This window comes from Kitasatospora sp. NPDC058063, assembly GCF_042885395.1.
GTDB lineage: Bacteria > Actinomycetota > Actinomycetes > Streptomycetales > Streptomycetaceae > Kitasatospora > Kitasatospora lactacystinica.
The window spans coordinates 82,883-102,226 of sequence record NZ_JBHVSD010000004.1 but is presented as its reverse complement, the minus strand read 5'-3'; the positions used below and the strand labels follow the sequence as shown (position 1 = coordinate 102,226).

12 protein-coding genes are annotated in these 19,344 nt (G+C 73.0%); 10 read left to right on the top strand and 2 right to left on the bottom strand.

The window, feature by feature from the left end:
• Positions 1–361: 361 nt before the first annotated feature.
• Positions 362–2,290, top strand: a complete 1,929-nt coding sequence (locus tag ACFVUY_RS08530; RefSeq protein WP_387728743.1) for a CRTAC1 family protein — start codon at positions 362–364, stop codon at positions 2,288–2,290.
• Positions 2,287–3,303, top strand: coding sequence for an enediyne biosynthesis protein (locus ACFVUY_RS08525; protein WP_387694120.1), 1,017 nt, complete (start codon positions 2,287–2,289; stop codon positions 3,301–3,303). Before ACFVUY_RS08530 ends, ACFVUY_RS08525 begins: the two co-directional genes overlap by 4 nt.
• 114 nt (positions 3,304–3,417) lie before the next feature.
• On the opposite strand, the gene ACFVUY_RS08520 is transcribed toward ACFVUY_RS08525, so the two are convergent.
• Positions 3,418–4,146 (bottom strand): maleylpyruvate isomerase family mycothiol-dependent enzyme, encoded by a 729-nt coding sequence (locus ACFVUY_RS08520; protein ID WP_387728325.1) that lies wholly within the window; start codon positions 4,144–4,146, stop codon positions 3,418–3,420.
• A gap of 252 nt (positions 4,147–4,398) precedes the next feature.
• Between ACFVUY_RS08520 and ACFVUY_RS08515 the strand changes: the two genes are divergently transcribed.
• The 3 genes from ACFVUY_RS08515 (at position 4,399) to ACFVUY_RS08505 (ending at position 7,842) form a co-directional block, all read left to right on the top strand.
• Positions 4,399–5,415, top strand: a complete 1,017-nt coding sequence (locus ACFVUY_RS08515; RefSeq protein ID WP_387728323.1) for a DUF1702 family protein — start codon at positions 4,399–4,401, stop codon at positions 5,413–5,415.
• Positions 5,416–5,506: 91 nt separating this feature from the next.
• Positions 5,507–6,481 carry a DUF1702 family protein gene (locus ACFVUY_RS08510; protein ID WP_387694123.1) on the top strand — a complete coding sequence of 325 codons (975 nt, stop codon included), beginning with the start codon at positions 5,507–5,509 and terminating at the stop codon, positions 6,479–6,481.
• Positions 6,482–6,483: 2 nt separating this feature from the next.
• Entirely contained in the window at positions 6,484–7,842 is a 1,359-nt protein-coding gene (locus ACFVUY_RS08505; protein WP_387728741.1) for a cytochrome P450, read from the top strand.
• 122 nt (positions 7,843–7,964) lie between these two features.
• Here ACFVUY_RS08505 and ACFVUY_RS08500 read toward each other — a convergent pair whose 3' ends face one another.
• Positions 7,965–8,741: a helix-turn-helix transcriptional regulator gene (locus ACFVUY_RS08500; protein WP_387728321.1), complete on the bottom strand. Its 777-nt coding sequence runs from the start codon at positions 8,739–8,741 to the stop codon at positions 7,965–7,967.
• A 451-nt stretch (positions 8,742–9,192) separates the two neighbouring features.
• Here ACFVUY_RS08500 and ACFVUY_RS08495 point away from each other — a divergent pair, with 451 nt between their 5' ends.
• From ACFVUY_RS08495 to ACFVUY_RS08475, 5 genes are all read left to right on the top strand, one after another.
• Positions 9,193–9,723 (top strand): DUF5987 family protein, encoded by a 531-nt coding sequence (locus tag ACFVUY_RS08495; RefSeq protein WP_387694125.1) that lies wholly within the window; start codon positions 9,193–9,195, stop codon positions 9,721–9,723.
• The gene (locus ACFVUY_RS08490; protein ID WP_387728319.1) at positions 9,720–11,375 is read left to right on the top strand and encodes a GMC family oxidoreductase N-terminal domain-containing protein; all 1,656 of its coding nucleotides are present in this window, start codon (positions 9,720–9,722) and stop codon (positions 11,373–11,375) included. Before ACFVUY_RS08495 ends, ACFVUY_RS08490 begins: the two co-directional genes overlap by 4 nt.
• Positions 11,376–11,415: 40 nt before the next feature.
• A complete protein-coding gene (locus tag ACFVUY_RS08485) occupies positions 11,416–12,477 on the top strand; it encodes a carboxymuconolactone decarboxylase family protein (protein WP_387694127.1) in 1,062 nt (353 codons plus the stop codon).
• A 400-nt stretch (positions 12,478–12,877) separates the two neighbouring features.
• Positions 12,878–18,754: an SDR family NAD(P)-dependent oxidoreductase gene (locus tag ACFVUY_RS08480; RefSeq protein WP_387728317.1), complete on the top strand. Its 5,877-nt coding sequence runs from the start codon at positions 12,878–12,880 to the stop codon at positions 18,752–18,754.
• Positions 18,754–19,251 (top strand): acyl-CoA thioesterase, encoded by a 498-nt coding sequence (locus tag ACFVUY_RS08475; protein WP_387694128.1) that lies wholly within the window; start codon positions 18,754–18,756, stop codon positions 19,249–19,251. Before ACFVUY_RS08480 ends, ACFVUY_RS08475 begins: the two co-directional genes overlap by 1 nt.
• Positions 19,252–19,344: the final 93 nt, after the last annotated feature.

Here is a 19,344-nt window from a genome sequence, read left to right as displayed (position 1 = left end):
GTCCGCCGTCCGCCACTCGCCGATCGCGGACGGCGGATCACCCGTTTCCGATCACGCCGCCGGAGATTATTTCGGCGAGAAAACAATTGGCAAAAGCCGTTCCCGGCCGGTGAGCAATGTGAGAGATGCCTTTGCGGGCGTCCGGCGTTCATGCTCGTGCAGTAGACCTGCGAGTGAAGTGGGATTCACCGTCGCATTTCGGGACCGCGGCACCAGGACCCCGGGCCTTTTCGGCCCGCAGGAGTCGGCCGCGGGAGTGCACTCGATGCGAAAGCAGGGTCGTACGCGATCTGCCGAGAGGGGAATTTCGGTGACAAACCGTGAACGATTCCGCAGACTGGTACCGGGCCTGGTGGTGATCATGGTGGCCGCCTCGCTGTTCTTCGCGGCGCGGAGCTCGGTCGCGGTGGCCGGGGCGGAAGGGGTCGCGAAGCAGTACGGCTTCAAGGAAATGCCCATCGCGATGCCGCCCGGCTACGACCAGCAGCCGATGAATACGGTCCGGAAGGTGAACCCGGCCTACCAGAAGATCCGTTCGTGGATCTCCTCGGTCGGGGCCAGCATCGCGATCAACGACCTCACCGGGCACGGTGTGGCCAACAGCATGTGCATCGTCGACACCAGGACCGACAGCGTCGTCGTGACGTACACGCCGACCGCCCGGGAGGCCGACCGGTTCACGCCCTTCGTGCTGGACGGCAAGCCGCTGCCGATGGACGACACCATGGCGCCCACCGGCTGCACACCCGGCGACTTCAACAGCGACGGCCGGATGGACCTCCTGGTCACGTACTGGGGCCGCACGCCCATCCTGTTCATGGCCAAGTCGGACGCGACGACCCCCGCCGCGAGCTCCTACGTGCCGCGCGAGCTGGTGCCCTCGGAGTCGCTGGACGGGAAGTACCACGGCCCGCGCTGGAACACCGACGCGGACTACGTCGGCGACCTCGACGGCAGCGGACACCCGTCGATCGTGATCGGCAACTACTTCCCCGACTCCGACGTCCTCGACCCCAACGGTCTGAAGAACGTCGTGATGAACGACTCGCTGTCCAGTGCCAAGAACGCCGGCGGCGACCACGTCCTGCGCTGGCAGCAGAGCACCTCGGGGCCCGAGCCCACGGCGTCGTACGTGGAGGAGAAGGGCGCCATCCCCTTCGACGCGTCGACCGGATGGACCCTGGCGATCTCCGGCGCCGACCTGACCGGTGACGGACTGCCCGAGCTGTACGTCGCCAACGACTTCGGCCACGGGCACCTGCTGTACAACCGGTCGACGCCCGGGCACATCGAGCTCACCGAGGCCAAGGGCGAGCGCACCCCGACCACGCCCAAGTCCTTCGTGCTCGGCAACGGTTCCTTCAAGGGCATGGGCGTCGACTTCGGCGACCTCGGCCACGACGGCAAGTTCGACATGATGGTCAGCAACATCACCGTCGCCTGGGGCCTGGAGGAGAGCAACTTCGTCTGGATCAACAAGGCCAAGGACGAAGCCGACATGCGGAACAAGCTCGACGCCGGCATCGCGCCGTTCACCCAGGAGGCCCAGGAGCACGGCATGGCCTGGACCGGCTGGGGCTGGGACGCCAAGATGGGCGACTTCCTCAACAGCGGCGACCTCAACGTCCTCCAGGCCACCGGCTTCGTGAAGGGCAAGATCAACCGCTGGCCGTGGCTGCAGGAGATGGCCATGACCAACGACGACCTGCTGTCCAACCCCGCGATGTGGCCCAACGTCCAGCCCGGTGACGACATCGCCGGGGACGAGGCGATCGCCTTCTACGCCAAGACCCCCGACGGCCCGTACGTCAACATCAGCGAGCAACTGGGCATCGCCGTGCCCACCCCGACCCGCGGCCTCGCCACCGGCGACACCACCGGGACCGGCCGGCTGGACTTCGCGGTGGCCCGCCAGTGGGGCCCGCCCGCCTTCTACGCCAACACCTCGCCCAACCTGGGCAACCAGCTGAACCTGCGGCTCTACCGGCCGACCGCCGAGGGCGGGGCGGGCGAGGGCCTGGTGAACTCCGGGTCGCCGGCGTACGGCGCCACCGTGTGCGTGATGACCCCGGACGGCACCCAGATCTCCCAGCTCGACGGCGGCGGCGGCCACGGCGGCTTCCGCAGCTTCGACACGCGCTTCGGCCTCGGCTCCCACCAGGGTCCGGTCACCGTCGAGCTGCGGTGGCGGGACGCGAACGGCGGGATGCACAAGAAGACCGAGCAGCTCACCGCCGGTACGCACACCCTGATGCTGACCAGCGACGCCCAGGAGGTCCCGAACCGATGAGCGCCACCGCGCAGTCCCGCCCCGGCGGCGCCCCGGCCGCCGCGCCCTCCGCGCCCGCCGCCCCCGCGAAGCCCAAGGATCCGCGCTACCTCGCCCTGCGCAACTTCGCGATCTCCATCAGCGTGTTCAACACCTTCGGCTACACCCTGCTCGGCTTCGAACAGCCCTGGCTGTGGCCGTTCATCGCGGTGATCACCGCCTACACCTGCGAGATCTGCTTCGAGCTGGTCAGCGGCTGGGCCCAGCGGCGCCCGCCGCGCTTCCTGGGCAACGGGGTGCGCGGGGTCTACGAGTTCCTGCTGCCCGCCCACATCACGGCGCTCGCGGTCAACATGCTGACCTACGGGAACAACCAGCTGCTGCCGATGTTCTTCGGAGTGGTCATCGGCGTCGGCGGCAAGCACGCCCTGCAGGCGCCGATCGCCGGCCGGATGCGGCACTACATGAACCCGTCCAACTTCGGGATCACGATGTCGCTGGTGTGCTTCGGGTCCTGGTTCAGCATCGCGCCGCCGTACCAGTTCACGGAGAACGCGAACACCTTCTTCCGGGTGATGATCCCGCTGATCATCGCCACCGCGGGAACGGTGATCAACGCGCTGCTCACCAAGCGGACGCCGCTGATCGTCGGCTGGCTCGGCGCGTTCGCCATCCAGGCGTTCGTCCGGCACTGGATCTGGGACGTCTCGCTGTACTCCGCGCTCGGCGCGATGACCGGCGTCGCCTTCGTGCTGTTCACCAACTACATGATCAGCGACCCGGGAACGACGCCGATGAAGGCCAAGGCCCAGTTCATGTTCGGCTCCTCGGTCGCCATGGTCTACGCGGTCCTGATGGTGTTCAACGTGGTCTACACGCTCTTCTACGCCACCACCATCGTCTGCGCCCTGCGCGGGATCGGATGGTGGGTCGCGCACCTGATCAAGCGGTCCCGGCAGGCGGACTCCGCCGGGGCGGGCGCCCCGGACGGGACGGCCGCGCAGCCGCAGCAGGTCGGGGCGGTCGCGGCCTGAGGCACCCGCGTGCGACACCGCGCACGACACCGCAACGGCGCTGTGGCGCTGCCCGCTCGGGGCAGCGCCACAGCGCCGTTTCCCGGCCCGCCGAGGACCGGTCGGGCCCGGGGCCTACCGCCCGGCGGCCGCGTCCTCGACGGGCTGCGCCGGCGGCCGGAACGGGCCCCAGGTGAAGGCGGGCAGCCAGGCCTCGGGCGCGGCGCTCCAGTCCAGTCCGGCGATCTGCCCCGGCGAGCGCCGGCCGGTGAGCGAGCGGAGGAGGTCGTGCCGGTGCCCGCGGACGACGGCGGCCGGCTCGCCGTCACCGGCCCGCCACTCGGCGCCCGGCGTCTCGATGCGCAGCGCCGGAAGCCCCAGCGTGCGCACCGCGGCGGAGAAGCCCCGGACGACCAGGTCCAGCGACGAGGGGTAGGACGGGTGGTCCGGGAGCACCGGTTCCCCCAGCGCGACCCGGAGGTCGATCTCATGGGTGAACGCGTCCATCATCAGCATGGTGTGCCGCAGTTGCGGGGACTCGGTGAGCACCCGTTCCACCCCGCCGTCCAGCCGTGACCACTCGGTGAGCAGACCGGCGAGGCCGTCGCCGGAGTCGGCGTGCGGCACCTCCCACAGGTTGCCCGGCGCGTCGGCGGCCACCGTGCGGCAGACCTCCAGCAGATGGCCGACCAGGTCCAGGACCGTCCACCCCGGACAGGCCGGCACGGGGACGTCGGCCACCGCGGGCCGGCCGCCCAGCAGCCCGGTGATGTTCTCCCGGGAGCCGCGGTAGGCGAGATGGTCCGGTGAGCGGTCCCAGAGCGACCCGGTCGTGGCCTCGGCGTTCCGCTGATACGTGCTCATACGGGCTCTCCTTCGGTTGGACGACGTTGCGGGGACGGACCGACGGTGCCGGAACCCCGGTCTCGCGCGGGCCGGTTCCATTGTGGCGCCCGGGTTCCGGGCGACGGCCGGCGGGACGGCGGGCGGAGCACGCCCGAAGACGCCCGGCGGCCGGGCGGGTTCAGAAACGCAACCGTGGAGATGCGGGCCGTGACGCCGCCTCAGGACCATGGGGAGGACCGTCAATTGCGGGACGTGAGCCTGGGAGGGATCGTGCCGACGACCTTCGGATCGCTGCGCCGACTGGTACTGACACCGTCACTGGCCTCGGTGACCTTCGCCGGACGCGGCTTCCCGGTGACACCGACGGAGAGCACCGAACGGCTGGAGGCGGTGCCCCAGGCGGTGGTCTGCGGCTTCGAGTGGGGGATCGACGCCCGGAGCCAGTGGGAGGTCGAGCGCCGACTCGGCCTGGTCGAACCCGAACAGCGCGGATTCGCGTACGAGGGCGCCACCATGGCCTTCACCGTCCTGGACGCGATGGGCCGCGGCCACCGCACCCGTGACCTGCTGGCCGGGTCCGGGCAGCCGCACATCTTCCTGGCGTACATCGGCATCGGCTTCGCCATGGCGCGGCTGCCGAGGTCGCTGTGGCCCAAGGTGCTGCCGGACCTCACCGGGACGCCCTACCACCCGACGATGAGCTGGCTGGCCGTCGACGGCTACGGCTTCGACCTCGCCTACTTCCACACCCGGCGCTGGGTGGACGGGCAGCGCAGGCCCAAGCCGTACCCGTGGCAGGGCGCGCCCGAGTACTTCCAGCGAGCCGTCGACCAGGGCGTCGGACGGGCGCTGTGGTTCATCCACGGCGGATCGCCGGCGAACGTCGCGGCCGCGGTGCGCAGGTTCGGCCCGGACCGGCAGGGCGACCTGTGGAGCGGCGTGGGACTGGCCTCGACCTTCGCGGGCGGCGGCACGGCCGAGGGCCTGGCCGGGCTGCGCGACGCGGCGGGCCCGCACCGGGCGGAGCTCGCCCAGGGGTCGGTGTTCGCCTCCAAGGCCCGTGCGTACGCGGGTTTCGTGCCCGCGCACTCCGAGGTCGCCTCGACGGGCCTGACCGGCCTGTCGGTGGAGGCGGCGGCGAAGGTGGCCGACGCCTGCGCGGTGGACGACCGCACCCCGGGCGCCGCCGGCGGGCCGCCCCCGTACGAGCTCTGGCGGGCGAACGTGCGCGAGCACTTCCGCGAGGCCGGGCCCTCGCCCCGGCCCGCGCCGGGGCCGGCGGCCTGAGTGCTTTCCCGACGAGCCCCGGGCCGGACCGGTGCGAAGTCATCCGCGGGGCGGACCGGCCGCCCCGCGGGAAACCCGAGAGGAGTATGGCGTGTCCAGTGCATGGCGGACGCTCCGACGTCGAGTTCTCACTCCGAGCACCTCTGAAACGCTCTTGGAAACGCGTGGTTTCCACCGGAAGTCGCCGGCCGCCCAGGACCTCCTGGAGACGGTCGGCGCGCGGTTCCTGGAGGGCTACGCCCACGCCGTGGAGGCCCGGAACCCGGCGGAGGCGGAATACCCGCTGGAGGAAATCCCGGACCGGTTCCGCGGCTTCGCCTACGAGGGCGCAGGAATGGGGTTCGCCATGCTCGACGGGCTGCGGCTGTCCGGCCGCGACTCGGTGGCCCGCTGCCTCACCGGCCGGGGCGCCGACCACGTCTACATGGTCTACGTCGGCATCGGCTGGGCGATGGCCCGGCTGCCGAGGTTCTGCTGGCCCGACATCGACAAGCTCGACCCGCTGCTGCGCTGGCTGGTGCTCGACGGGTACGGCTTCCACCAGGCGTACTTCCGCACCGAACGGTACGTCCACCAGCAGTACCGGGACCCGGCCTTCCCCTGGCCGGCCCACGACTCCCCGTCGTACGCCGGCCGCGCGATCGACCAGGGCATCGGCCGGGCCCTGTGGTTCGTCGGCGGCACCGACGCCGAACTGGTCGCGACCATGATCGAGAAGTTCCCGGAGTCCCGGCGGTCCGACCTCTACGGCGGCGCCGGACTGGCCGCCACCTACGCCGGCGGCGAGGACGAGTCGGAGCTGTGCGCGTTCCGCGACCGGGCCGGCATCCACGCGCCGATGGTCGCCCAGGGCAGCGCGTTCGCCGCCGAGGCCCGGATCCGGGCCGGACTGCTGGTGCCGCACACCGAGCTGGCCACCCGGGTCTTCTGCGGCATGACGCCCGATCAGGCCGCCGCGGTCACCCAGGAGGTGCGGCCCGGCGGGCCGGTGCCCGGCGCGCTGCCCGCGTACGAGGTGTGGCGCCAGGCCATCGCCGACCGCTTCGCCACCGTCGGGGGGTGCTGACCGTGGCCGCCACCCGCCGGGTGCCGCCGGGCCCGCCGCGCCGGGCCGCCCCCGTCCTGCTGCGCAGGCTGGTGGGAGACCGGCTCGAAATGATGCGCTCCGCCGCGGCGGAGTACGGCGACGCGGTCCGGATCTCGATGGGCCCCAAGACGCTCTACTTCTTCAACCACCCCGACCACGCCAAGCACGTGCTCGCGGACAACGCCGCCAACTACCACAAGGGGATCGGTCTGGCCCAGGCCCGGCGGGCCCTCGGCAACGGCCTGCTGACCAGCGAGGGGGAGCTCTGGCGCAAGCAGCGCCGGCAGATCCAGCCCGCCTTCCAGCACAAGCGGATCGTCCAACAGGCAGGTGCCGTCGCGGAGGAGGCGGCCAAGCTGGTCGGCCGGCTGCGGGCGCACGAGGGCGGCGCGCCGGTCGACGTGACCAAGGAGGTCACGGCCCTCACCCTCGGGGTGCTCGGCCGCACCCTGCTCGACGTCGACCTCAGCGCCTTCGAGGCGGTCGGCCACGACTTCGAGGCCGTGCAGGACCAGGCGATGTTCGACATGGTCACCATGGGCATGGTGCCCGGCTGGGTGCCGCTGTCCAAGCAGCTCCGCTTCCGGCAGGCCCGGCAGGACCTGCAAGGGGTGGTCGACCGGCTGGTGGCGGAGCGGGTCTCCCGCGACGCCGGGGAGATCGTGGGGGAGGACGCGCTGTCCCGTCTGATCGTCGCCACCCGGCAGGAGCCCGACCACAAGGTCGCCCGCCAGCGGATGCGCGACGAACTGGTCACCCTGCTGCTGGCCGGCCACGAGACCACGGCGAGCACCCTGGGCTGGACCTTCTACCTGGCCGACCGGCACCCCGAGGTGATGGACCGGCTGCACGCCGAGGCCGTCGAGGTGCTCGGCGACCGCCTGCCCGAGTTCGAGGACCTGCACCGGCTGCGGTACACCTCGATGGTGGTCGAGGAGGTCATGCGGCTCTACCCGCCGGTGTGGATCCTGCCGCGGCAGGCCCAGGCGGACGACGAGGTCGGCGGGTACCACGTCCCGGCCGGCTCCGACGTCCTGATCTGCCCGTACACCCTGCACCGCCACTCCCGGTTCTGGGACGACCCGGAGCAGTTCGACCCGGAGCGCTTCGACCGGGACCGCGCCACGGACCGGCCGCGCTACGCCTACATCCCGTTCGGGGCGGGTCCGCGCTTCTGCATCGGCAACCACCTCGGGCTGCTGGAGGCCACGTTCACGATCGCCATGGTCGCCCGGGACCTGCGGCTGAGGAAGGTGCCCGGGTACCGGGTGGTGGCCGAGCCGATGCTGTCGCTGCGGGTGCGCGGCGGCCTGCCGATGACGGTGCACTCCGCCGGCTGAGCGGCCACCCGCCCGGCACACGGCAGAGCCCCCGCGACGACGTCGCGGGGGCTTCGTGCGGAGGGCCTCCGCCGCGGCGGAGGCCCCTGTCGTTGTGGCCCGCCGCCGGGGCCCGGGCCTGATCAGGCGGTGTCGGTGATCGGGGTCCGCACGGTCTGCGCGATCGTCCGCGCGTCCAGCAGCGCCAGCAGGACCGGCGGGTCGAGGACGCGGGCCGGGCGCAGGCGCAGTTCGATCGGCAGCAGCGGCACGTCCGGCCGCACCTCGATCGGTCCGACCGATCCCACCGAGACGGGGTGGTCACCCGTCAGCACCTCGTCGAAGGCGGCCGGGACGGAGTGCGCCAGCAGGTACCAGGTGCCGGCCGGCACCTGGTCGAATAAGAAGACGCCGGGGCGGGGGAGGACGGTACACGCGGCGGGCCGGCCCTCGGGGACCCGGGTCGGGAACAGTCCGATGTACACGAGGCCGAGGTGCCCCGCGACCGGGGCCCGGACCTCGCCGCGGAAGCTCGAGAGCTCGGTGCTCCGGGCCAGGCCGCGCGCGTCGATCTCGATCCGGGGAGTGAAGCCCCCGAGTTGACGGTAGGTGGTGGGGGGCACGCCGACGCTGTTGGCGAACCGTGAGCTGAAGGTGCCGACGCTGTTGTACCCGACGCGGTGGCTGATCTCGGTCACCGTGAACGAGGTCTCGACGAGGAGGCGCTTGGCCGTTTCGAGCCGGAGGGCGGAGAGGAACCGCCGTGGTGACACCCCGGTCATCCGCTGGAATTCCCGGGAGAAGTGGAACTTGCTGTACATGGCCGCCTGCGCCATATCGTCGATGGTCAGTAACTCGCCGATGTTGTCGTGCATGGTCTCGATGGCCCGGGAAACAGCCTGCTCGATGGCAGATGTCATCTTTAGACTCCAGCTTCTCCGCCGCACCTGCGGATGAACAGAATTCCACCCTTGCGATGATCGGGAACGAAAGTCACGGCCGCGGTGACAGGCCGACTGTCGAAGGCGCCAGGGCAAGCGAAGGGAGAACCCCCTTCGGAAGGCGAAGCTGAAAAGTGTCGCCGCCATAGCAAGTGACGACCGTAGCAGCAGGCACATGACAGCCGCAATGGGCCGGGCGGCACGTGCCGTTGGCATGTCCGAGCGGTGAGACATCCCGGAAGTCGGGTTTGAATGGCGGTGGGGGCGCTCAGCAACGCGAGAGATGCGGGCGGGAGCGCATTGGGCGCACGATGCCACAGTCGCGTATGCGAATCGGGATCGGCCGGTGTGCGCCGTCCCCGCTTTTCGACAAGTAGCTGAGGAGATGCCGGTGGGATCGCCTGCCTCAGATCGAAACCATGACCGGACCATGACACTCGAAGCCTTCGCGGACACGATCGTCCCGGGCGAGAAACGCTCGCCCGACGACCGGGCGGTCGCCGGCGCCTCGACCGGCGGCGGGGCCGTCCAGGCGGGCGCCATCGAACTGCTCGAAACCCCCGCGACCGGACTGTCGGACGCCCTGGACGACTACCAGCAGGCACTCAACCGCCACGCGAGCACGTACGCGGACGAGCACGGCCTGCGGCTCGACGACTCGGTGCCGCCGTTCGTCGCCCTGCCGTTCGCGGACCGGACCAGGCTGGTGCAGGAGTTGACCGGAACGGAGCACCAGGAACGGGAACTGTGGGTCCTGCTGGCGCTGTTCGCCAACATGGCCTTCGACACCGCCGCCCACATGCCCACCGCGGACGCGCTCGCGTCGGGCCACCCGGGCCTCACGGCGATGGGGTTCATGAAGCCCGACGAGGACGGCCTGTGGCGGTTCCCCGACTTCTCGTACGGCAAGCAACTGGCAGACCCCCACCCGGACACCACGCCTTCAGGGAGTCCCGCATGACGAGTACCGAGAGCACCGACGTCCTGATCGTGGGCAGCGGCTTCGGCGGCGCGATCGCGGCGTACCACCTGGCGGCCGGCGGCGCGAAGGTCACCATCCTGGAGCGCGGCCCGTGGCTGAAGGCGGACGACTTCGACCACGACTTCCTGCTCGGCTCCTCGTACACCCGGATCTTCGACTTCGTGGTGGGCGACGGCATGAGCCTGCTCGGCGGCAACTGCGTCGGCGGCGGCAGCGTGGTGTACTTCGCCGCGATGCCGCGCGCCCCGAAGTTCGTCTTCGAGCGCCGCGGCAGCATCGGCCGCCGGATGTGGCCGGCCGCCATCGACCGGGACGTCCTCGACCCCTGGTACGACCGGGTGGCCGAGGCGCTGCCCATCACCCAGCAGGACTGGAACGACGTCACGTACGCGGGCGGGCTGTTCGCCGCCGCCTGCGAGCACGCGGGACGCACCGCCAACCCCGTCCCGGCCGCCATCGACCGGGCGAAGTGCACCAACTGCAACTGGATGATGTCCGGTTGCCGCTTCGACGCCAAGCGGTCCCTGCTGCTGAACTACCTTCCGGCGGCCCTCGCGCACGGCGCCGAGATCCGGCCGCTGCACGAGGTGCAGCAGCTGTCCCGGACGGACGACGGCGGCTACCGGGTGCACTACGACGTCGTCGACGACGTGGACTACCGGGTGCACGTCGACAGCGGCACCATCGACGCGAAGATCGTCGTGCTCGCCGCCGGCGCCGGCGCCACCCCGGTCATCCTCCAGCGCTCCGAGGCGACCCTGGGCACCATGCCGCACGCCGTGGGCCGCTACTTCTCCGGCAACGGCGAACGCCTCAACACGGCCATCGTGGACGAGGAGAAGGCCCGCGACCTGCTGGGGCTCAAGCGCTCCGACGGCCGGGCGTTCAAGGCCAACCAGATCGGCAAGGGCCCGGTCGTGGCGAGCTGGGACAACCTCGACGGATCGCTGCCGGAACACTCCCGGTTCTCCCTGGAGCAGCTCTACTTCCCGCCGGGCTTCGGCACCATCCTGGCGCAGGTGCCCGACGCGACCGGGCCCAGCTGGTTCGGCGTGGAGAAGAAGGAACTGGTCCGGCAGTGGCAGTCCTGGCTGACCGTCTTCACCATGATCGAGGACGACAACGAGGGCGTCTTCGGGCCGCCGCCGCCCACCGGCAACGCCGTCCGGATCTCCCAGCAGATGCTCGGGCGCGGGTCGATCTCGTACCGGCCGACCGCCAACACCCTGCGCGCCTGGGCCGATTCGGACGCCGTGGTGAAGGACATCCTGGAGCGCGACGGACTCGCCCGCGTCATGCCGTGGACCAACGACCTGGTGGGCGCCTACACCGTGCACCCGCTGGCGTCCTGCCGGATCGGCGACGACCCGCAGACCTCGGCGCTCGACGACCGGCAGGAACTCCGCAACCACCCGGGCATCTTCGTCACCGACGGCTCCGCCGTCCCGGGAGCGCTCACGGTCAACCCCGCGCTGACCATCTCCGCGCTCGCCGAACGCGCGATCCCCGGCATCGTGCGGGCCGCGCGGGAGCGCGGCGTGGACGTCGTCTACGGCGCTCCCGCGCCGGACGGTGCGACCAGCGGACGGCGCGGCGTGCAGGTGCAGCTGCCCGGCCTGATGCGCCGGTAGCCGGACCCGGCACCGGATCGAGCCATCGAGGAGGGGGAACATGACGACACCGTTCCTGCGGCCGGCCCTGCGGAGGTCGATGGCGCAGATCCGCCGGGTCGCCGCGGTGCGGCCGGCGGACGCGGGGGAGGAGGTGGCCGGCGTCTTCGCCGAGGTCGAGCGGGAGTTCGGCATGCTCGCCCCGCCGATCGGGCTGCACGCCGCCGCGCCGGAGGTGCTCGCCGCCTCCTGGGTGATGCTGCGGGAGACCCTGGTGGCCGGCGGGCGGGTCGACCGCGCGACCAAGGAGGCGGTGGCCGCGGCGGTCTCGGCCGCCAACGCCTGCCCGTACTGCGTGGAGGTGCACGGCACGGCGCTGGCCGCGCTGCTGCCCGGGGCCGCCGCCCCGGGCACGGCCCGCGCGACGGCCGAGGGGTGGGCCGACTGGTTCCGGTCGGACGGCGACCGGGGGCAGGCGCCGGACGACGGGCCGCCGTTCCCCGCGCAGGCGGCGCCCGAGCTGGTCGGGGTGGCCGTCACCTTCCACTACCTGAACCGCATGGTCAACCTGTTCCTCGCGCAGAGCCCGCTGCCGGCCGGTCTGCCGCCGGCCGCGCGGTCGGCGGCGAGAGCGGTCCTCGGCCGGCTGATGCGCCGCAGCGCGCGCCTCGCCCCGCCGGCCGGGACCTCCCTCGACCTGCTGCCCTCCGCGCCGCTGCCCGGGGACCTGAGCTGGGCGGCGGGCACCCCCAGCGTCGCCGGCGCGTTCGCCCGGGCGGCCGCCGCGATCGACGCGGCGGGGGCCCGGTCGGTGCCGGACGGCGTCCGCGCCCTGGTGACGGACCGGCTGGCCGGGTGGGACGGCCGACCGCCGGGGATCAGCCGCGCCTGGGTCGAGGACGCGGTGTCGGCCCTGCCCGGGGACCAGCGTGCGGCGGGCCGGCTGGCCCTGCTGACCGCCCAGGCCTCCTATCAGGTCGACGACGGCCTCGTCGCCGAGTTCCGCAGCGACCGGCCCGGCGACACCGCGCTGATCGAGCTCACCTCCTGGGCCGCCCTGACGGCGGCCCGGGAGCTGGGCGCCCGGCTCGGTGCCCGCCTACCCAAGGCCGCCGACGGCTGACCCCGCGCACGGCCCCGCACGACCGAGGCTCCCGCCGACCGGCGGGAGCCTCGGCACGTTCCCGGCCGCCCGCACGGGCATCGGCACGGGCGTCGGCACGGTTGCCCGCCCAGCCGTCCGCACGACCGCCCGCACGACCGTCCGCACGGGCATCGGCACGTCCACCGGCACGTCCACCGGCACGGTCGTCCGTACGGCCGCCCGTACGGGCGCGGCCCGTTCCGGAAATGACGGCGTTATTGAACAGCGACGCCGAGAAATCACACCGTTATGGAAAAGCAGCGCCCCCCACCAGGCGGAAAGCAAACTCGGAGAAGACATCGGGGCGGCCGCAGATGCATTCTTGACGACAGTGCAGGCGAGTCGAGTCGGCGAGGAGATTCGCCGTCAATTCATCTCCATGGGTGGTGAATACGTGAGCAGTGAGCGGATCGCTATCGTAGGAATTGGCCTCCGTTATCCGGACGCCAATTCGGCGAGCGAACTGTGGGACAACGTACTGGGCGGCCGTCGAGCCTTCCGGCGATTGCCGGACGAGCGGATGAACCAGGCGGACTACTGGTCGGAGGACCGGAGTGCGCCGGACCGGCACTACACGAAAAAGGCCGCGGTCCTGCGGGACTACGCGTTCGACCGCATCAAATACAGCGTCGCCGGAAGCACGTACCGGGCGACCGACCTGACGCACTGGCTGGCCCTCGACGTGGCCGCCGAGGCACTTGCCGACGCCGGATTCCCGGACGGCTCGGGACTTCCCCACCAGAGCACCGGCGTGGTGGTCGGAAACAGCCTCACCGGGGAATTCTCGCGGGCCAACATCATGCGGCTGCGGTGGCCCTACGTGCGCCGCACGGTGGCCGCCGCGCTCACCGGCCAGGGCTGGTCCGAGGAGGACGTCGCGAAGCTCCTCCAGGAGCTGGAGCCGCAGTACAAGGCGCCCTTCCCGGCCATCGACGAGGACTCGCTGGCCGGCGGCCTCGCCAACACCATCGCCGGCCGCATCTGCAACCACTTCGACCTGCGCGGCGGCGGCTACACGGTCGACGGGGCCTGCTCCTCCTCCCTGCTGTCCGTCGTCACGGCGGCGAAGGCACTGGCCGACGGCGAACTGGACGTGGCCGTCGCCGGAGGCGTCGACCTGTCCATCGACCCGTTCGAGGTGATCGGCTTCGCCAAGACGGGCGCGCTGGCCACCGGCGAGATGAAGGTCTACGACCGGGACTCCAACGGCTTCTGGCCCGGCGAGGGCTCCGGCATGCTCGTGCTGATGCGCGAGCGGGACGCGCTGGCGCAGGGGCGGCGGATCTACGCGAGCATCAGCGGCTGGGGCGTCTCCTCGGACGGCAAGGGCGGCATCACCCGGCCCGAGGCGAGCGGCCACCGGCTGGCACTGACCCGCGCCTACCGGCGGGCCGGCTACGGCGTCGAGACGGTCTCGTACTTCGAGGGCCACGGCACCGGCACGGCCCTCGGCGACGCGACCGAGATCGAGGCGCTGTCCACCGCCCGCCGCGCCGCGGACCCGACGGCCCGTCCGGCCGCGCTCGGGACGGTCAAGGGGAACTTCGGGCACACCAAGGCCGCCGCGGGCGTGGCCGGCCTGATCAAGGCGACCCTCGCCGTGCACCACCAGGTGATCCCCCCGGCCACCGGCCACGTCGACCCGCATCCGGGTCTGCTCGGTGACGAGGCGGCGATGTACGTCCCGCGCCAGGCCGAACTCTGGCCGGCCGGCCACCCGGTCCGGGCCGGGGTGTCGGCCATGGGCTTCGGCGGGATCAACACCCACGTCACCCTCGCCGAGGCACCCGGCAGCACCCGGCGCGAGGCGCTCGACGCGCGCACCACCCGGCTGGTCGCCGGCCGCCAGGACGCCGAACTCCTGCTGCTGGACGCGGCGGACACGGCCGCGCTGCGCGCGGAGCTGACCCGGCTGCTCGACCTGGTGCCCAAGCTGGCCCAGGCCGAACTCGCGGACCTGGCCGGCACCCTGGCCGACCGGCTCGCCGACGGCCCGGTGCGGGCCGCCGTGGTGGCGACCGGCCCGGACGACGCCGTGCGCGGCCTCGAACGGCTGCTCGCCCTGCTCGACTCCGGAGCGCGGGAGGTGTCCTCGGCCGGTGAGGGGATCTTCCTCGGCCACGCCCGGACCGCCCCCCGGATCGCCTACCTCTTCCCGGGCCAGGGCTCCGGCCGCGGCGCCGTCGGCGCGATCCGGCGCCGGTTCGCCGCGGCGGAGGAGGTGTTCCGCGCCGCCGCCCTGCCCACCGGCGACGACCAGGTCGCCACCCAGGTCGCCCAGCCGCGCATCGTCACCGGCTCCCTGGCCGCCCTGCGGGTGCTGGACGCGGTCGGCATCCGGGCCGACACCGCCGTCGGCCACAGCCTCGGGGAGCTCACCGCCCTGCACTGGGCGGGCGCGATGACCGAGGAACAGGTGGTGCGCCTCGCCACGATCCGCGGCCGGGTGATGGCCCAGGCCAGCCACGGCGGCGGCGCGATGGCCGGACTGGCGGCGACCCCGGAGCAGGCCACCCGGCTTTCCGCCGGACAGGACGTGGTGATCGCGGGCTACAACGGGCCCCGGCAGACCGTGCTCTCCGGCCCCGCCGAGGCGGTCGACGAGGTCTGCCGCCGGGCCGCGGGCGAGGGCGTCACGGCGACCCGGCTGAACGTGTCGCACGCCTTCCACTCGCCGCTGGTCGAGCCGGCCGCGGTCGCGATGGCCGCCGAGCTCGCGCGGTTCGACTTCCAGGAACCCGTCCGCCCGATCGCCTCCACGGTCACCGGACGGCTCCTGGACCCGTCCGCCGACCTGCGCGAGGTGCTGCGCGGACAGGTCCTGCTCCCGGTCCGGTTCCAGGAGGCCGCCGCCGTGGCGGTCGCCGACGCCGACCTGGTCGTGGAGGTCGGCCCCGGCCGGGTGCTGTCCGGCCTGCTGGCGGAGATCGCCCCGAACCTCACCACCCTGGCGGTGGACACCGACAGCGCCTCGCTCGGCCCGCTGCTCAGGGTCGCCGGCGCCGCGTTCGTGCTCGGCGTACCGCTGCGGACCGCGGCCCTGTTCGGCGACCGCCTGATCCGGCAGCTGCCGGCGGACGGTGCGATGACCTTCCTGGCCAACCCCTGCGAGGCGGCCCCGGCCATCGACGCGGAGCTGGCGGCGGACGGCGGGCCGGGCCGGGACGAGCGGGCCGGCGCGGCGGTGTCCGCGGACACCGGCGAGGGCACGGACTCCACCCTGGAACTGCTGCGCAGGCTCGCGGCCGAGCGGGTCGAACTGCCGCTGGACTCCGTCACCGCGCAGACCCACCCGATGGACGACCTGCACCTGAGCTCAATCACCATCGGCCAGATCGTCAACGACGTCACCCGGGCGCTCGGCCGGCCCGTGCTCGCCGCGACGCCCAACTACGCGACCGTCAACCTGGGCGGGATCGCCGAACTGATCGACCAGCTGGCGGACACCGCGCAGGACGGCGGCCAGTCGGCGGGCGAGGTCGCCGGTGTGGCCCCGTGGGTGCGGCCCTTCGCGGTCGAGCACCGGGAGGCCGTCCTGCCGGCCCGGCCGCGGCCCGCCGAGGACCCCGCCCCCGCCGGGCGCTGGACGGTGCACAGCACCCCCGGCCACCCGCTCGCCGAACCGCTGGGCACCGCGCTCGCCGCGGCGGGCCTCGGGGACGGCGTGCTGCTCTGCCTCCCCGACGCGTGCGGACCGCAGGAGGCGGAGCTCTTCCTGACCGCCGGGCGGGCCGTCCTGGCCGCCCCCGAGGGCACCCGGCTGGTCGTGGTTCAGCACCGGCTGGGGGCCTCCGGCCTGGCGAAGACCCTGCACCTGGAGCACCCGTCGGTCCCGGTCACGGTGGTCGAGCTGGCCGACACCGCCCCCGAGGGCGCGGCCCGTGACGAGGCGGTGGCCCGCGTGGTCGCCGAGACCGCCGCCACGGCCGGCTTCGCGGAGGTCCGCTACCAGCCGGACGGCCGCCGGACCGTCCCGGTGCTCCGGCCGCTGCAGCTGCGTCCCGCGACCGAGGGCGGGTCCCCGCTCGACGCCGGGGACGTCCTCCTGGTCACCGGCGGCGGCAAGGGCATCACCGCCGAGTGCGCCATCGCGATGGCCCAGGACTCCGGGGCGGCCCTGGCCCTGATCGGCCGCGCCGATCCGGCCACCGACCCCGAACTCGCCGGGAACCTCGCCCGGATGGAGGCCGCGGGCCTGCGCCACCGCTACGCCCGCGCCGACGTGACCTCGGCCGAGCAGATCGCCGCCGCGGTGGCCCTGCTGGAGGACGGCCTCGGCCCGGTCACCGCCGTGCTGCACGGCGCGGGCTTCAACCAGCCGGCCGCCCTGGAGGCGCTGAGCGCCGAGGACTTCCGCCGGACCCTGGCGCCCAAGACCGACGGCCTGGAGGCGGTCCTGGCGGCCGTCGAACCGGAACGCCTGAAGCTGCTGATCACCTTCGGCTCGATCATCGGCCGGGCCGGACTGCGCGGCGAGGCGCACTACGCCACCGCCAACGACTGGATGACCGAGCTGACCCTCCGCTTCCAGGACCGGTACCCGCGGGCCCGGGCCGTCGCGCTGGAGTGGTCGGTCTGGTCGGGCGCGGGCATGGGCGAACGGCTCGGCGTCGTCGAGGCGCTGATCCGGGAGGGCATCACGCCGATCTCCACCGAGAACGGCATCCAGGTGCTCCGCGAGGTGCTCGCGGACCCCTCGGCCGGCCCCGTCCTGGTGGTCAGCGGGCGGGCCGGCGGCCTGCCCACCCTCACCACCGAGCGGCGCGAGCTTCCGCTGACCAGGTTCGTCGAGCGGGTGGTCGCGCACCACCCGGGCATCGAGCTGATCACCGAGACCGAGCTGACCGAGGGCGGCGACCCCTATCTGACCGACCACCGGCTCCAGGACGACCTGCTCTTCCCGGCCGTGCTCGGCATGGAGGCGATGGCCCAGGTCGCCGCCGCGGTGAGCGGGCACCAGGGTCCGCCGCTGCTGGAGGACGTCGAGTTCCGCCGGCCCGTGGTGGTCCGGCCGGGCGGCTCGACCACCATCCGGATCGCGGCGCTGGTCCGGGAGCCCGGGACGGTGGACGTGGTGCTGCGCAGCGAGGGCACCGAGTTCGCGGCCGACCACTTCCGGGCCCGGCTGCGCTACCCGCGGCCCGAGCTGCCCGGGACGCCGGTGCCGGTCGAGTTCGGCCTGCCGGCGGTACCGGTGGACCCGGTGACCGAGCTGTACGGCAGCGTGCTCTTCCAGGGCAAGCGGTTCCAGCGCCTGCTGGAGTACCGGCGGGCGAGCGCCCGGCACGCGCTGGCGGAGATCTCCACCACCGCCCCGGCGCCGTGGTTCGCGGCCTTCCTGCCGCAGGACCAGCAACTGGCCGACCCCGGCACCCGGGACGCGATGATGCACGCCATCCAGTGCTGCGTGCCGGACGCCACCCTGCTGCCGCAGAGCATCGAGCGGCTCTGGCTGGCCGACCCGGCGGACCAGGACGCCGAGTACGTGGTGCTCGACGCCAGGGAGCGCTCCCAGGACGGGGACAGCTACGTCTACGACCTCGACGTGCGCACCCCGGCCGGAAAGGTCGTCGAGCGCTGGGAGGGGCTGACCCTGGTCGCCGTCCGCAAGCGCGACGGAGCCGGGCCGTGGGTGCCCGCGATGCTCGGTTCGTACCTGGAACGCGGCCTGGAGCGGGTGCTGGGCGGCAGCCGCGCGGTGGTCGTCGAGCCCGCGGCGAAGCCCGCCGCGGACTCCACCGCGGAGTCCGCCGACGGGGACCGCCGGGCCCGCACCGCGACCGCTCTCGGCCGGGCGCTGGGACGGCCGGCGGACCTGCGCCACCGGCCGGACGGCAAGCCCGAACTCGCCGGTGGGCCCGGACTCGACGGGATCACGGTCTCGGCCTCGCACGGCCCCGGCCTGACCCTGGCGGTGGCCGGACCCGGGCGGCTCGCCTGCGACGTCGAGACCGTCCTGGAGCGGAGCGCCGAGGACTGGGACGCCCTGCTGGGCGCCGGTCAACTCGCCCTGCGGGACCTGCTGGTGGCCGAGGCGGGCTGCAGCCCGGCGGTGGCCGGCACCAGGGTCTGGAGCGCGCTGGAGTGCCTGCGCAAGTCCGGTGCGACCACCCAGGCGCTGACGCTCGACCGCGTCCACCCGGGCGGTTGGGTCGTCCTGTCCGCCGGCGACGCGGCCGTCGCCACCTGGGTCACCACCGTCAACGACCGGACGGAGCCGGTGCTGTTCGCGGTGCTCGTCGGGAAGGAGAACTGATGTCGGCCTACTACGAGATCCGGCACACCGTGGGCTTCGAGGAGACCAACCTCGTCGGCAACGTCTACTACGTGAACTACCTGCGCTGGCAGGGGCGTTGCCGGGAGATGTTCCTCAAGGACAAGGCGCCGGGGGTGCTCGCCGAGCTGCGGGACGACCTGAAGCTGTTCACCCTCAAGGTGGAGTGCGACTTCTTCGCCGAGATCACCTCGTTCGACGAGCTGTCGGTCCGGATGCGGTTGGAGGAGCTGACCCAGACCCAGATCCAGTTCAGCTTCGACTACCTGCGGATCGACGGCGAGCAGGAGAACCTGGTCGCCCGCGGCCGGCAGCGGATCGCGTGCATGCGCGGGCCGAACACGGCCACCGTCCCCGCCCGGGTGCCCGAGGAGCTGCGCCTGGCGCTGGTGCCGTACGCCGAGGGGCCGGCCGTCGCGCGGGCCCTCGCCGCCCAGGCCCTGCCCGGCGGGCCGGTCGGTACGGGGCGGGCGCTGTGACCGGCAACGGCCGGTCCCCGGCCCCCGCCCAGGCGCCGGGCGCGACGTCGGCGGCCGCGGCGAACCGCGCCGTCCTGCCGGGCGCCCTGCGCG

Bases quoted from the DNA above. Each gene is read 5' to 3' on its own strand.
- ACFVUY_RS08495 (WP_387694125.1), top strand. From the start codon at position 9,193: ATGACACTCGAAGCCTTCGCGGACACGATCGTCCCGGGCGAGAAACGC.
- ACFVUY_RS08490 (WP_387728319.1), top strand. From the start codon at position 9,720: ATGACGAGTACCGAGAGCACCGACGTCCTGATCGTGGGCAGCGGCTTC.
- ACFVUY_RS08525 (WP_387694120.1), top strand. From the start codon at position 2,287: ATGAGCGCCACCGCGCAGTCCCGCCCCGGCGGCGCCCCGGCCGCCGCG.
- ACFVUY_RS08500 (WP_387728321.1), bottom strand. From the start codon at position 8,741: ATGACATCTGCCATCGAGCAGGCTGTTTCCCGGGCCATCGAGACCATG.
- ACFVUY_RS08480 (WP_387728317.1), top strand. From the start codon at position 12,878: ATGGGTGGTGAATACGTGAGCAGTGAGCGGATCGCTATCGTAGGAATT.
- ACFVUY_RS08530 (WP_387728743.1), top strand. From the start codon at position 362: ATGGTGGCCGCCTCGCTGTTCTTCGCGGCGCGGAGCTCGGTCGCGGTG.
- ACFVUY_RS08485 (WP_387694127.1), top strand. From the start codon at position 11,416: ATGACGACACCGTTCCTGCGGCCGGCCCTGCGGAGGTCGATGGCGCAG.
- ACFVUY_RS08475 (WP_387694128.1), top strand. From the start codon at position 18,754: ATGTCGGCCTACTACGAGATCCGGCACACCGTGGGCTTCGAGGAGACC.
- ACFVUY_RS08520 (WP_387728325.1), bottom strand. From the start codon at position 4,146: ATGAGCACGTATCAGCGGAACGCCGAGGCCACGACCGGGTCGCTCTGG.